At 60.8% G+C, this 14188-nt stretch carries 14 protein-coding genes; 6 read left to right on the plus strand and 8 right to left on the minus strand.

The window, feature by feature from the left end:
- Nucleotides 1-3: 3 nt before the first annotated feature.
- The 3 genes from ASD07_RS28035 to ASD07_RS28045 all read left to right on the plus strand — a co-directional run bounded on the left by ASD07_RS28035 (nucleotide 4) and on the right by ASD07_RS28045 (nucleotide 4134).
- Complete coding sequence (locus ASD07_RS28035; protein ID WP_082507603.1) at nucleotides 4-1173, plus strand: GGDEF domain-containing protein; 1170 nt, start codon at nucleotides 4-6, stop codon at nucleotides 1171-1173.
- 103 nt (nucleotides 1174-1276) lie between these two features.
- Nucleotides 1277-2437 (plus strand): hypothetical protein, encoded by a 1161-nt coding sequence (locus ASD07_RS28040; RefSeq protein ID WP_055938496.1) that lies wholly within the window; start codon nucleotides 1277-1279, stop codon nucleotides 2435-2437.
- A gap of 176 nt (nucleotides 2438-2613) precedes the next feature.
- Nucleotides 2614-4134, plus strand: a complete 1521-nt coding sequence (locus ASD07_RS28045; protein ID WP_055938499.1) for a hypothetical protein — start codon at nucleotides 2614-2616, stop codon at nucleotides 4132-4134.
- Here the strand turns inward: ASD07_RS28045 and trpC are convergent.
- The 7 genes from trpC to rpe form a co-directional block, all read right to left on the minus strand.
- A complete protein-coding gene (gene trpC, locus ASD07_RS28050; protein ID WP_055938502.1) occupies nucleotides 4127-4927 on the minus strand; it encodes an indole-3-glycerol phosphate synthase TrpC in 801 nt (266 codons plus the stop codon). The genes ASD07_RS28045 and trpC overlap by 8 nt on opposite strands.
- 7 nt (nucleotides 4928-4934) lie before the next feature.
- Nucleotides 4935-5588, minus strand: a complete 654-nt coding sequence (locus ASD07_RS28055) for a LysE family translocator (protein ID WP_055938505.1) — start codon at nucleotides 5586-5588, stop codon at nucleotides 4935-4937.
- A gap of 3 nt (nucleotides 5589-5591) precedes the next feature.
- The gene (gene trpD, locus ASD07_RS28060; protein ID WP_055938509.1) at nucleotides 5592-6629 is read right to left on the minus strand and encodes an anthranilate phosphoribosyltransferase; all 1038 of its coding nucleotides are present in this window, start codon (nucleotides 6627-6629) and stop codon (nucleotides 5592-5594) included.
- Nucleotides 6630-6643: 14 nt separating this feature from the next.
- On the minus strand, nucleotides 6644-7210 hold the full coding sequence (locus ASD07_RS28065; RefSeq protein ID WP_055938512.1) for an aminodeoxychorismate/anthranilate synthase component II: 567 nt from the start codon (nucleotides 7208-7210) through the stop codon (nucleotides 6644-6646).
- Nucleotide 7211: 1 nt separating this feature from the next.
- Nucleotides 7212-8708: an anthranilate synthase component I gene (trpE, locus tag ASD07_RS28070; protein WP_055938515.1), complete on the minus strand. Its 1497-nt coding sequence runs from the start codon at nucleotides 8706-8708 to the stop codon at nucleotides 7212-7214.
- 179 nt (nucleotides 8709-8887) lie between these two features.
- On the minus strand, nucleotides 8888-9574 hold the full coding sequence (locus ASD07_RS28075) for a phosphoglycolate phosphatase (RefSeq protein ID WP_055938518.1): 687 nt from the start codon (nucleotides 9572-9574) through the stop codon (nucleotides 8888-8890).
- Nucleotides 9575-9578: 4 nt separating this feature from the next.
- Entirely contained in the window at nucleotides 9579-10244 is a 666-nt protein-coding gene (gene rpe, locus ASD07_RS28080) for a ribulose-phosphate 3-epimerase (RefSeq protein ID WP_055938521.1), read from the minus strand.
- Nucleotides 10245-10346: 102 nt separating this feature from the next.
- Between rpe and apaG the strand changes: the two genes are divergently transcribed.
- Both apaG and ASD07_RS28090 read left to right on the plus strand, forming a co-directional pair.
- The gene (gene apaG / locus ASD07_RS28085) at nucleotides 10347-10721 is read left to right on the plus strand and encodes a Co2+/Mg2+ efflux protein ApaG (RefSeq protein WP_055938524.1); all 375 of its coding nucleotides are present in this window, start codon (nucleotides 10347-10349) and stop codon (nucleotides 10719-10721) included.
- 117 nt (nucleotides 10722-10838) lie between these two features.
- The gene (locus ASD07_RS28090) at nucleotides 10839-12062 is read left to right on the plus strand and encodes a murein transglycosylase A (protein WP_055938528.1); all 1224 of its coding nucleotides are present in this window, start codon (nucleotides 10839-10841) and stop codon (nucleotides 12060-12062) included.
- Here the strand turns inward: ASD07_RS28090 and ASD07_RS28095 are convergent.
- Complete coding sequence (locus ASD07_RS28095) at nucleotides 12059-12496, minus strand: universal stress protein (RefSeq protein WP_055938531.1); 438 nt, start codon at nucleotides 12494-12496, stop codon at nucleotides 12059-12061. The two genes, ASD07_RS28090 and ASD07_RS28095, sit on opposite strands and share 4 nt — an antisense overlap.
- 116 nt (nucleotides 12497-12612) lie before the next feature.
- Between ASD07_RS28095 and ASD07_RS28100 the strand changes: the two genes are divergently transcribed.
- The gene (locus ASD07_RS28100) at nucleotides 12613-13389 is read left to right on the plus strand and encodes an enoyl-CoA hydratase (protein ID WP_055938534.1); all 777 of its coding nucleotides are present in this window, start codon (nucleotides 12613-12615) and stop codon (nucleotides 13387-13389) included.
- Nucleotides 13390-14188 lie beyond the last annotated feature (799 nt).

The following is a 14188-nucleotide window of genomic DNA, read 5'->3' on the forward strand; positions in this document are numbered from 1 at the left end:
GCCGTGAAGTCCGCGCTGGACCCGTTCACCATCCTGTTCACCACCACGCTGACTTGCGCGGTGCTGGCGGTAGCCATGTACTCCATGCATGTGAGCTTCCGCCGCGAGGTCGCTGGCGTCGGGTACTGGGCCTGCGGACTGCTTTGCATGGTGGGCGCCGGCGGCCTGTTCCTGTCGCGCGGACTGCTGCCTGACGAACTGGCGCTGCCTGCGGCAAATACCTGCCTGATGTGGGGCATTGGGCTGTCGATGGTGGGAACGCGGCGCTTTTTCGGCGCGCCGCCGGGCTGGAGGATATTCCACGCGGTGTGGGTGCTGGAGCTGGCGGCCATCCTGTGGTGGCTGCTGGCGGAGCCCAGTTTCCCGCGCCGTGCAACGGCCTTCAGCTTCCTGGTCGCGGTGTTTTACTTGGACCAGTTACGGCTGGTCTGGCGCCATCGTACGCCTCATTTCACGAGCTGGTTCTTCGGCGTCCTGCTGGCGCTGCAGGTTGTCAACGTGCTGACGCGCGGCGTGGCCGCCATGTTCATCAACGGCGAAGCGGCGGACCTGATGCAGCGCAGCCCCCTGGTCAACGTCTACCTCGCACTGGCCAACTTCATGACCTTGCTGATGACGGTGGCCTTCCTGATGCTGGCCACCCGCAAGCTGCAAAAGATCCTGGAGCAGCGCTCCACCCACGATCCGCTGACGGGCGTATTGAATCGCCGCGGCTTCCTGCAAGGCTTCAGCGGCGTGCGGGCGCGCCAGCAGCGCCACGATTCGCCGCTGTCGCTGATGGCAATCGACCTTGACCTGTTCAAGGCGATCAACGACCAGCATGGCCATGCGCAGGGCGACAAAGTGCTGGTGCACGTGGCGTCGGTGGTGATGCGCTCAGTGCGCCAATGCGATCTCGTGGCCCGCTTCGGCGGCGAGGAATTTGTCGCGCTGCTGCCGGAAACCGCGCTGCCGCAGGCGCAGCAGCTGGCCCAGCGCATCCAGGCGCAATTGCTTGAATGCCAACAACCAGGCGTGCCATCTTGCACGATCAGCATCGGTGTTGCTAGTCAACAAACGCCGGCCGAATCTCTTGACAGCTTGCTATCGCGCGCCGACGCCGCCCTCTATCGCGCCAAGGCAAATGGCCGCAACCGCACTGAAATCGCGACCCATACACCGTTAGCCGCTTGACTGGCGCCGCGTTGATGGCTGTCGTTTTCATGCCGCACGGACTATTATTTTGCTCGCCAGTAATTTAACATCACTCATTACGAGTTTGGTTAACGTTTAATTTATGACTTATCTACTGCACATCGTCGCGCGCGAAGTTCCAGCCAACGATGCGGAAGTTCTCCCTTTCCTGGAACAGATTGCCGGCGCAACCATCAGTATTGCGCCATCCCAGCAGCTGAAGAGTTTTCGCGACGCCATCGTCAAGCTGTTCCCCTGCCTGAGCAGCTATGGCGCCGGGGATAAGGCCATTGACAACTGCCCTTGGGCGGACGGCCCCCTGTCCGACAACTTCAAGGGCGGCTATGGCAGCGTGGCGATTGCGCGCCGCCATGATGAAGTGATTCCGCATGTGCTGCGTATTGCCAGCGACCTTGGCGTGACGGTGGTGGACGAGCAGAATGGCGCAGTGCACCGCCCGCTGTCCTACCAGGTGGTGCTGGAAGGCGCGCTGGAAGGCGTGGAAGTCGAAGTCGCTGCGACCCAGCTGGCAGAGCTGATGAACCAGCCGCTGCCGCAGATGGTGCTGCTGCTGCATTCGCGCCGCCGTACCCTGGTCAAGAAGGGGCTCACCCGGACCCAGGCCGAAGTCTATGTGGCAGCCTTGCGCGAGCGCGCCAGCTGTCGTGCTTCGGTGTCGCCCGAACCGCGCAAATCCCCGGCAAAAGCCGCGCCCCATGTAGCAAGCAAGGTTCCAGCGAAGGCGCCAAGCGTGCCGCAGCCGCGCGTGCCGCAGCCGCAGCCGGCCCCGGTCTTTGACGCGCCGACATTTGTCGGCATCGAGCCGGACGAGAAGATGTTCAAGGCAGCCGAGTCGCAGCGCATGGCAGCGCGGGCTCTGCTTTTCAGTGGTGTAGTGCTGCTGCTGGTGATGGTCCTGCGCCTCAATTCGCCCTACCTGTTCGCACTGGCATTGGCGATGAATGTACTGGGTGCCGCGGCGGTCTTCCAGCTTGGCCAGGCGACAGGTTCGACCCTGTTCCGCATGGTGCTGTCACCGCTGGCACTGGTTCCAGGTATCGGCAGCTTGCTGGCCATCTGGACCTATTTCCGCGCTGCGGGCGTCTTGAAGGCGAATGGCCTCACCACCCGCAACGCCTTGCTGGATGCCGACGAGGTGCGTGAACTGGGTGGCCGCGAGGGAATGTTGCCTTCAACTAAATTATTGCTCGCATTGCTGGTCCTGGCCCCAGCCGGCGGATACGCCTACATTACCTATCTGTAGTGAGATCACAACGGCTGGCCAGCGCTGCGCTGCCAGCCGATCCTCCTCCTCCGCAACACCGAAAACACGAATCGGCCGCCGGCCGGCGGGGCGATTTGTCGTTTTCATGTCTCCAGAAACTTTATCTTTGCCTCGTAGTAATTTACCATGGCTTGATAGTAGTTTAATTTAATTGCATGAGTTACCAGATCCAACTGGCGTCGGTCGCCCTTCCGGAGGCAGACCTGGACGTATTCTCCTTTATCAACAAGTTGCGGCAAGACAGCGGCGGACTGCCGCCGTCCGCCTCGTTGCAGCGCTTTCATGACGCTTTGCTCGCGTTGTTCCCGGATGCGCCCTGGTCGGATAGCCACTTCGCCGGTGATGCGGGACGCCTGGCAGTGACGCATCGCCGCGACGAAGTCGTGCCGCATGTGCTTTACCTTGCCGGTGAATTCGGGCTGGCCGTGGTGGATAACCAGACCGGCAAAGTGCATCGCCCTGCAAGCTACCAGGTCGTTCTCGAGGGCCCCGCGCCGGGCGTGGCGCTGGGCGACGCCGCCAACCGCCTTGCCGCCTTGATGAACAAGCCGATCACGGAAATGCTGGCACTGTTGTCGGGTGGGCGCCGCAAGGTCGTCAAAAAAGGCGTGCCGCGCAGCCAGGCCCAGTACTACGTGGATGCGCTGAAAGAGCGCGCGGGTTGCCACGCTACGCTGGCAGCGGAACACGACCGGGAGGAGTATCCGAAACCTCCGCCGCCCAACCCGGCGCCAGCCCGGCCGGCCCAGGCGAAGCGGGCGCCGGCCGCTGGCGGCCTGTCGCTGCAAGCGGCGGAAGCCAAATCCGCCATGCCGCCGCGATCGCGTGAGCCGGAGCCGGAACCGTATGCCCCGGCCGATTCCGGCGCCGATGCGCGCCTCTTCATGCTGGCAGATGGTTTGCGCCTGACGGTCTTTGCGACCGTGCTTTACCTCGTTTCGGCATACTTCATCCGCGGCTTGGCCGGATGGCCGAGGGGCATGCTGGCGCTGGTCGTGACCGTTTTGGCTATGGCTGGCGTCTACCGGCTGTCCAAGGGCGCAGGGTCGAATATTGTGATGCGCATCCTGGCGATGATCTTCATCATCATCCCGCTTGCCAATATCCTGGTATTGCTGCTGCTGATCAGGCGCGGCAAAGTGGCGCTGCGCGAGAATGAAGTTGGCACCGGCTGGTTCGGCGCGTCGTATGACGATATTGTCCGCTTGCGCGGCGGCAGTACCGGGATTCTTCCTTCGACCACGATCGGTTTGATTGCAGCGCTGGGTGTGGCTGGCCTGGTCGGCCTTGGGCGGCAGGCGGCGGAAAAATACATCGACGCAGCGCTTGGCAGCCACCCGCAGCCTTGCGCCATTGTCGGCATCTGGGAATCGAGCAAACTTGGCCCGAATGGCAGGGTGCTGATGCGCGATGACGGCAATTACTTTGTCCTGCCATTGAAAGGCCAGGAGGACAAGGTAAAACAGGAAGAGGGCGAATGGTCCGTACGTAACCGCAACTTCGTGTGGCAAGTGCCGCTGGCCGACAAGCCATGGATGAAGGTGGAACGTATCGAGACCTTCAAGCTTAGCCTGGACGGCCAGACCCTGACTATTTTCGAGCCCAAGTCGATGGGCCTGTTTACTGAATGGCGCCGCGCGGGCGCCATGAAATCGGCGCGTTGCGGATTTAATTGAACAGCTTGCGCAGCTCGGCTCCAGGGTCGGGCGCGCGCATGAAGGCCTCGCCAACCAGGAAGGCGTGCACGTCGCGTTCGCGCATGCGCTGTACGTCGGCCGGGGCCATGATGCCGGACTCGGTGATCACCATGCGTTCCGGCGGGATGCGCGACAGCAGGTCGAGCGTGGTGTCCAGCGTGACGTCGAAGGTGCGCAGGTTGCGGTTGTTGATGCCGATCAGGCGGCTTTTCAGGTTCAACGCAGCGGTCAGTTCGTCGCCGTCGTGCGATTCGATCAGCACGTCCATGCCCAGTTCGTGGGCGCAGGCTTCCATTTCCGCCATCAGGCCATGGTCCAGTGCCGACACGATCAGCAGGATGCAGTCGGCGCCCATCGCGCGGGCTTCATAAATCTGGTACATGTCGACCATGAAGTCCTTGCGCAGCACGGGAATATCGCAGGCGGCGCGTGCCTGCTGCAGGTATTCGTTGCAGCCCTGGAAGAAGTTCACGTCGGTCAGCACGGACAGGCAGGCGGCGCCGGCCTTGGCGTAGCTGTCGGCGATTTCGGCAGGGCGGAAGTCGGCGCGCAGTACGCCTTTCGATGGCGATGCTTTCTTCACTTCGGCAATCACGCCGGCTTGGCCGGCGTCGATCTTCTGGCGCAGGCTGGCTTCGAAGCCGCGCAGGCTTGCATGCAATTCCTTGTCGCCTTCCACTTCGTCGCGCAGCGATTGCAAGCTGCGGTGCTTCTTGGCGGCTGCTACTTCGTCGGCCTTCACGGCCAGGATTTTGTTCAGGATATCGGACATATGGTTCTCAATGTTGTTCGGACAGGGCCAGGCGTGCGCCGAGTGCGATGAACAGGCTGCCGGTCACGCGGTTCAGCCACAGTGCCACCAGCGGTTTGACCTTCAGCTTCGCACTCGCGAAGGCGGTGAAGACGGCAAGGCCGTTACACCACAGCATGCTGTTGAAGTTGAATATGCAGCCCAGGACCAGGAAGGCCAGCGGTTTGTTGGCCGCGCCAGCATCAATGAACTGCGGTACGAAAGCCAGGAAGAACAGCGCGACCTTCGGGTTCAGCACATTGGTCAGGAAGCCTTGGGCGAAGATTTTGCGGAAGGGCTGGGCGGCCGGCGGGGTGCTCGGTGCAAGCGCAGCACCGGCTGTAGCGTCGCGCTTTAGCCGTGCGCGCAGCATGCCGATGCCGCACCAGACGATGTAAGCTGCACCGACCCATTTGACGACGGTAAAGGCGGTGGCCGAGGTGGCCAGCACTGCCGACAAGCCCAGCGCTGCCGCGCCGATGTGCACCATGGTGCCGGCGCCGATCCCCAGCGCCGCCGCGCAACCGGCGCGCCAGCCCTGGGTGGCGCTGCGCGCCATGATCAGCAATGAGTCCGGTCCCGGCATGATGTTCAGCAGCAGACCGGAGATTACAAACAGCGTCAGGTCATGGATGCCGAACATCGCTTAGCCCTCCCGGCCGAGTTCCCGGGTCACGCGGACGAACTGTTCCAGCTTGGCCACCGCAGCGCCGGAAGAGACAGCCGTGCGGGCACGTGCCAGGCCGTCCTCGATCGAGGACGCAATGCCCGCCGCATACAGGGCGGTACCGGCATTCAATGCCACGATGTCCGAAGCGGGACCCGGTTCGCCGCGCAGCGCTTCCATCACGCGCGCCTTCGATTCCACCGCATCGGCCACCTTGAGGTTGCGTGAAGCGATCATCGACAGGCCGAAATCTTCCGGGTGGATCTCGTATTCACGGATCTCGCCGTTGACCAGTTCACCCACCATGGTGCCGGCGCCCAGCGACACTTCATCCATGTTGTCGCGGCCGTACACCACCACCGCGTGCTGCGCGCCCAGGCGCTGCAGCACGCGCACCTGGATACCGACCAGGTCCGGGTGGAACACGCCCATCAGGATGTTCGGCGCGCCGGCAGGATTGGTCAGCGGGCCAAGGATGTTGAAGATCGATCGCACGCCCAGTTCGCGGCGCACCGGCGCCACATGCTTCATCGCGGCATGGTGGTTGGGCGCGAACATGAAGCCGATGCCGGTCTGCGCGATCGACTGCGCGATCTGCTCCGGCTTCAGGTTGATATTGGCGCCCAGCGATTCGATCAGGTCCGCACTGCCCGAAGAGGAAGACACGGAACGCCCGCCATGCTTGGCCACGCGCGCGCCTGCGGCAGCGGCGACAAACATCGAGGCGGAAGAAATATTGAAAGTATGGGCGCCGTCGCCGCCGGTGCCGACAATGTCCACCAGGTTGGTGGTGTCGGCCATCGGCACCTTGGTCGAGAACTCGCGCATGACTTGCGCCGCAGCGGTGATCTCGCCGATGGTTTCCTTCTTGACGCGCAGGCCCATGATCAGGGCCGCCATCATCACAGGCGACATTTCGCCGGACATAATCTGGCGGAACAGGTGCAGCATCTCGTCGTGGAAAATCTCACGGTGTTCGATGCAGCGAACCAGTGCTTCTTGATGCGTGATTGCCATGATGCTTCCTTCTCTTATTTGCGGTCGAGGAAATTCTTCAGCAAGGCGTGGCCGTGCTCGGACAGGATGGACTCAGGGTGGAATTGCACACCCTCGATGTCGTATTCCTTGTGCCGCACGCCCATGATTTCGCCGTCGTCGGTCCATGCTGTCACTTCCAGGCAGGAAGGCAGCGAGGATCGCTCGATTGCCAAAGAGTGGTAGCGGATTACCGTGAACGGGCTGGATAAGCCCTGGAACACGCCGACACCCGTATGCGCGATAAGAGAAGTTTTGCCATGCATGACTTGCTTGGCTCGGATAACTTTGCCGCCAAAGGCTTCGCCGATGGCCTGGTGTCCCAGGCAGACGCCCAGGATAGGTTTCTTGCCCGCGAAGTGCTTCAGCACTTCCAGCGAGATGCCCGCCTGCGACGGGTCTTTTGGACCGGGCGAGATGCAGATGCGGTCGGGATTCAATGCTTCGATTTCAGCGATGGTGATCTCGTCGTTGCGGTGCACGCGCACGTCTTCGCCCAGTTCGCCGAAATACTGCACGATGTTGTAGGTGAAGGAGTCGTAGTTGTCGATCATCAGCAGCATTTCAGAACTCCCCATCCAGGCCATCTTGCACTTGCTCGGCTGCGCGCAGCACGGCGCGCGCCTTGTTTTCAGTTTCCTGCCATTCCATTTCCGGGATCGAGTCGGCGACGATGCCGGCGGCGGCCTGCACATACAGCATGCCGTCCTTGATCACGCCGGTGCGGATCGCAATTGCCACGTCCATTTCGCCGCCGAAGGACAGGTAGCCGCAGGCGCCGCCGTAGATGCCGCGCTTGCAGATTTCCAGTTCGTCGATGATTTCCATCGCACGCACTTTTGGCGCGCCGGTCAGGGTGCCGGCAGGGAAGGTCGCGCGCAGCACGTCCAGGTTGGACATGCCTTTCTTCAGCTTGCCCTCGACGTTGGAGACGATGTGCTGTACGTGCGAGTACTTCTCGATCACCATCTTGTCGGTCAGCTTCACGCTGCCGATTTCGGAGATGCGGCCCAGGTCATTGCGCGCCAGGTCGATCAGCATGACGTGTTCCGCCACTTCCTTCGGATCGTTCAGCAGTTCTTCCGCCAGGGCCGCATCGCGTTCCGGCGTATTGCCGCGCGTGCGGGTGCCGGCGATCGGGCGCAGCGTGACTTTCTTTTCGCCGTCCGGCAGCGTCTCGTTGCGCACCAGGATTTCCGGCGACGCACCGACGATCTGCATGTCGCCGAAATTGTAGAAGTACATGTAAGGCGAGGGGTTCAGCGAACGCAGGGAGCGGTACAGCGTGAGCGGCGAATCCACATACGGTTTGCGGATGCGCTGGCCGATCTGCACCTGCATCAGGTCACCGGCCAGGATGTATTCGTGTGCTTTGGCGACCGCCTTCAGGTAATCTTCTTTGGCGAAGTCGCGGATGGTTTCAGTGCGTACCGAAGGCGTGGTCACCGGCGCATCGACGCCGCGGCGCAGTAGGGCGCGCAGGTCTTTCAGGCGCTGGCGCGCTTTGGAGTAGGCTTCCGGCTGTTGCGGGTCGGCGTAGACGATCAGATAGAGCTTGCCGGACAGGTTGTCGATGACGGCCAGTTCTTCCGTCACCATCAGCTGGATTTCCGGCAGGCCCAGGTCGTCCTTTGGCTGTGTCCTGGCCACGGTCTTTTCAATATGGCGAACGGTGTCGTAGCCGAAGTAGCCGGCCAGGCCGCCGCAGAAGCGCGGCATGCCGGGACGCACGGCTACTTTGAAGCGCGCCTGGTATTGCTCGATGAATTCGAGCGGATTGCCTTCATGGGTCTCGATCACCTGGCCGTTTTTGACGATCTCGGTCAGCTTGCCGGTGCTGCGCAGGATGGTGTTGGCCGGCAGCCCGATGAAAGAGTAGCGGCCGAAGCGCTCGCCGCCTACCACCGACTCCAGCAGGAAGGTGTTCTTGCCGTAGTTCTGGGTCTGGGCCAGCTTGAGGTACAGGGTGAGCGGGGTTTCAAGGTCGGCGAAAGCTTCCGCGATCAAAGGGATACGGGTATAGCCTTCCGCGGCCAGGGATTTGAATTCGAGTTCGGTCATGTGTCTCTCCGTTCCGCCGCAGGATAGGGTGGGGGCGGTAGGTTGCAAAAAACCTGCCGGAACACATGCGCGTGCGCCGGCAGCAATCAGGACTAAGTCAGGATTGCCAGCGTCGCCACAGCCAGGCCTCAATCGAGCCCCGGTGGGTTACATTGTGTCTTTTGTTGAGAAACATCGGTCTAGTTTGCGCGTGAAATCAGTTCAGCTGCATGAAGAAGCGTGTCAACTATACCATCGGAATCTGTTTCATGTATACCCACTCCGTGGTTATATCCATATGGCACAGTAAGCACAGGACAGCCGGCCGCGCGGGCCGCTTCCGCATCGTTTGAGGAGTCGCCGATCGCCACTACCTGGGCCGGCGGCAGGTCGAAGAATTCGCAGGCCTTCAACAGCGGCATAGGGTGCGGCTTCTTCTTTTCGAAGGAGTCGCCGCCGAACAGCACCTCGAAATAACCGTCCAGGCCTTTCAGCGCGAGCAGCGGTTTGGCGAAGGCTACCGGCTTGTTGGTGACGCAGGCCAGGCGCAGGCCGCTGGCTTTCATCGCCTGCAGGCCCGCCATCACATCGGCATACACCTCGCTGTGGCGGCCGTTGATGACCAGGTAATGGCGCTGGTAAGCCTCCATCGCCTGGGCGAACAGGCGTTCAACGCCTTCTTCACCGTAGTCCAGTGCGAGCACGCGCCGTACCAGGTTCTCGGAGCCTTTGCCGACCATCAGCTCGATCTGCGCCACGCCAATCGGCGCCAGGCCCAGTTCTTCGCGCATCAGGTTGATGGCCACCTCGAAGTCCGGCATCGTGTCGAGCATGGTGCCGTCGAGGTCAATGATGGCGGCCCTTACGCCGCGCAGGACCGCTGCCATGCGATTACACCGAAGCCAGTTGGCCGCGCATTGCGTCGATCACGGCCTTGTAGTCAGGCTGGCCGAAGATCGCGGAACCGGCCACGAAGGTGTCGGCGCCAGCTTCTGCTGCCGCTTTGATGTTGTCGATCTTGATGCCGCCGTCGACTTCCAGCATGATGTCGCGGCCGGATTCGTCGATGCGGCGACGCGCTTCGGCGATCTTCTTCAGCGCCTGCGGGATGAAGGACTGGCCGCCGAAGCCCGGATTCACCGACATGATCAGGATCATGTCGATCTTGTCCATCACGTGGTCCAGGTAGCTCAGTGGGGTGGCAGGGTTGAAAACCAGGCCGGCCTTGCAGCCGTTGTCGCGGATCAGTTGCAGCGAGCGGTCGATGTGATCGGAGGCTTCCGGGTGGAAGGTGATGATGTTGGCGCCGGCTTTGGCAAAATCAGGGATGATGCGGTCGACCGGCTTGACCATCAGGTGCACGTCGATCGGCACTTGCACGTGCGGGCGAATTGCCTGGCATACCAGCGGACCGATGGTCAGGTTCGGCACGTAGTGGTTGTCCATGACGTCAAAGTGGATGATGTCGGCACCGGCTGCAACAACGTTGCGAACCTCTTCGCCCAGGCGGGCGAAGTCGGCGGACAGGATGCTGGGAGCGATACGGAATGTAGTCATGGCTGGTCGGCTGTGAAAAAAGATGCGTTATTTTACGCTTCCGTGCGGACGCTGTCCGATTGCTTGGACTAGAATTGCCCAATTGTTATGAAGGAAACCCTTATGGCCCAGTATGAGTTTGCGGTCGAGGTACGCACCCAGTACCTGCCGGAACAGTCCAATCCGGATCGCACCAATTTCGTGTTTACTTACACGATTACCATCAAGAACACCGGCACTGTGCCTGCCCAGCTGATTTCCCGCCACTGGGTGATCACCGATGCGAACAACCATATTGAAGAAGTGCGCGGACTGGGCGTGGTGGGCCACCAGCCATTGCTGGCGCCAGGCGAAGTGTTTGAATACACCAGCGGCACGCAACTGCGCACGCAGCAGGGTTCCATGTATGGCGAATATTTCTGCGTGGCCGAAGATGGCCATCAGTTCGAGACCAGGATTCCGGAATTCGTGCTGTCGCTGCCGCGAGCCCTGCACTAATTACTTGTCGCCGTCCTTCTTCTTTTTGTTGGATGGCAGCGTCCACCAGACGATGAACACCAGAAGGAAGAGCGCCACCAGCGCTTCAAGCATCAGATAAATCATAGACAACACCTCATGTTTTTGACACGCCGTAGTTTACCCGTTTGCGCCACCGCCGTCGCGTTAGTGCTGGCCGGCTGCGCGACGCAGCCATCTCCACCAAGCAAGCCTGCGCCAGTTACGCCAACCGCACCGGCCGCGCCCACCCAGCCGCCGGCACAGCCGACCGTGCCCGCGGCGCCGACTGCACCCGCCAAGGCTGAATTCATCCCGGCCCGCTTCTCCGACCTGCCCGGTTGGGACCGTGACGACCTGCGCGCCGCATGGCCGGCCTTCATGCTGTCCTGCTCCAAGCTGGCAGGCGGCGCAGACTGGAAAGAGCCTTGCGCCATCGCCAAAACGGTGGATGCCAACAGCCAAGCTGCCATCCGCCTGTTCTTTGAGTCCTTCTTCGACCCGCATCAGGTGGTTGGGCCGGACGGCAGCAACACCGGGCTGATTACCGGCTATTACGAGCCGCTGCTGCGGGGCGCCCGCAAGAAGGGTGGCCCATACAAGACCCCTTTATATAAAGTGCCGGACGATATGGTCATTATCGACGTCGGCTCGGTCTACCCCGAGCTGGCCGGCAAGCGCGTGCGCGGCCGCCTGAAAGGCAAGCGCGTGGTGCCCTATCCGGCGCGAGAGGAGATCAGCCGCGCAGGCCTGCCGGGCAACGAACTGCTGTGGGTGGACGATTCGGTCGAGGCCTTCTTCCTGGAGGTGCAGGGCTCCGGCCGCGTGCAACTGCCTGACGGCGATACCGTGCGTGTTGCCTACGCCGACCAGAATGGCCGCCCTTACCAGTCGATCGGCAAATGGCTGGTGCAGAAGGGAGAGCTGACGCTCGAGCAAGCCACCGCGCAAGGCATCAAGGCCTGGATCGATGGCCATCCGACGCGCCAGCAGGAACTGTTCAACGCGAATCCGAGCTATGTCTTCTTCAAGGAAGAAAAGCTGCCGGACCCGAAAGTCGGGCCGAAAGGCACGCTGAACGTGCCGTTGACGCCGCAGCGTTCCGTCGCGATCGACCGCAGCCAGCTTCCCCTGGGTGCGCCGGTCTACCTGAATACCACGCTGCCAGGCGACGACGAGATGCCGCTGCAAAGGCTGATGCTGGCGCAGGATACGGGTGGCGCCATCAAGGGTGCGATTCGCCTCGACCTGTTCTTCGGCTTCGGCTCGGAAGCGGCAGATCTTGCCGGCCGCATGAAACAGCGCGGCAATATCTGGGTGCTGCTGCCCAAGCTGGCCCGTTAGCGCAGCACGAGTACCGGCAAATGTGTGTGGGCGAGGACTTTCTGCGTTTCGCTACCGAGGAAAAGCCTGTTTAAGCCGGTGCGGCCATGGGACGCCATCAGGATGATGTCGCAATGGCGTTCCTCTGCAGTCCTGACGATCACCTCATAAGGGCTGATCGCCTCGCCCAGCACTGTTTCGCACTCGATGCCGGCAGCGCTGGCGGCAGCCAGCACCTTATCCAGGCCGAGCTGCACATTCCGCCGCATTTCGCGGTCGAAGGCCCCCGGATCCGGCAGCACGGCCGCATCAGCCAGCGGCACGAAGGGCAGGGGCTGAACCACGGACACCGCAGTAATACGCGCGCCATGGATCTTGGCAAACTCGATCGCGGTCTGGGTAGCCCGTTCCGAAAGTTGCGAGCCGTCGGTGGGCAGCAAAATCGATTTGAACATGGCGGTTCTCCTGACAAATTCCTTTGTCCAGTGTAGGTCTGCCCCCGATTCACAGGCGCGCGCTTCGACCACAACAGCTACAATTGCCCGATAGTTAACCGACTGGAGGAGAATAAATGGAATACCAGGACCTGCTCGTGGAAGTGCATGAAAAAGTGGCACTGATCCGTCTGAACCGCCCCAAGGCGCTGAATGCCCTGAACGACAATATGATGAATGAGCTGGGTGAGGCCTTCGCCAAGTTCGAGAAAGACCCTGCAATCCACGTGATCGTGCTGACTGGCAGCGAAAAAGCCTTTGCCGCTGGCGCCGATATCGCCGCAATGAAGGACTACACCTATCAGGATACCCACCGGGACAACTATATTGGCCGCAACTGGGAGCACATCCTGAAAGTACGCAAGCCGGTGATCGGCGCGGTGGCCGGCTTCGCGCTGGGCGGCGGGTGCGAGCTGGCCATGATGTGCGACTTCCTGGTTGCAGCGGACAGCGCCAAGTTCGGCCAGCCTGAAATCAAGGTCGGCGTAACTCCGGGCGCAGGCGGCACCCAGCGCTTGCCGCGCACCATCGGCAAGTCAAAGGCCATGGATATGTTGCTGACCACCCGCATGATCGACGCTGCCGAAGCGGAGCGTATCGGCCTGGTGTCGCGGGTGGTCCCGGCCGACAAGCTGATCGAATCCGTGCTGGAGATCGCCCAGGGAATCGCCCAGATGCCGGTTTCCGTCGCCATGCAGATCAAGGATTGCGTGAATCGCGCCTTTGAAACCACGCTATCCGAGGGCGTGAACTACGAGCGCCGCCTGTTCCACGCGGGCTTCGGCACCCCTGCCCAGCGCGAAGGCATGTATGCCTTCCTGGAAAAACGGGCACCGAAGTTCGAGGGTTTGTAAAAACAGGCCTTGCGGTATGGCGATCCCTTTGCTATAGTTCTGTCCCTCGCAACGCAGTGCTGACAAAACAGCAGAGCGAAACGAGAAAAAGAAGGGGTTGACGAGCTGCACGCTGTACCGCATAATCTCGCTTCTCTGCTGCNGTCGTTTGCTATAGTTCTGTCCCTCGCAACGCAGTGCTGACAAAACAGCAGAGCGAAACGAGAAAAAGAAGGGGTTGACGAGCTGCACGCTGTACCGCATAATCTCGCTTCTCTGCTGCTGACGAACACAACGCTTCGTCGAACAAACAAGGCAGCGATCTTTAAAAATCAACAGTCGATAAGTGTGGGCGTTTGACGATATTGCCACGAACCTTCGGGTTCGATGCTCAAAATATAGTTATACGCTCGCACAAAATATATTAAACGTAATCTCGCAAGAGATTCGTCAGTATTTTGAGTGAGTGACCTCCRGCAGCAATGCTGGAAAAACAGAGATTAAACTGAAGAGTTTGATCCTGGCTCAGATTGAACGCTGGCGGCATGCTTTACACATGCAAGTCGAACGGCAGCGCTTCTCTGCTGCTGACGAACACAACGCTTCGTCGAATAAACAAGGCAGCGATCTTTAAAAATCAACAGTCGATAAGTGTGGGCGTTTGACGATATTGCCACGAACCTTCGGGTTCGATGCTCAAAATATAGTTATACGCTCGCACAAATATATTAAACGTAATCTCGCAAGAGATTCGTCAGTATTTTGAGTGAGTGACCTCCGGCAGCAATGCTGGAAAAACAGAGATTAAACTGAAGAGTTT

Source organism: Duganella sp. Root336D2 (assembly GCF_001425005.1).
Lineage (GTDB): Bacteria > Pseudomonadota > Gammaproteobacteria > Burkholderiales > Burkholderiaceae_D > Rugamonas.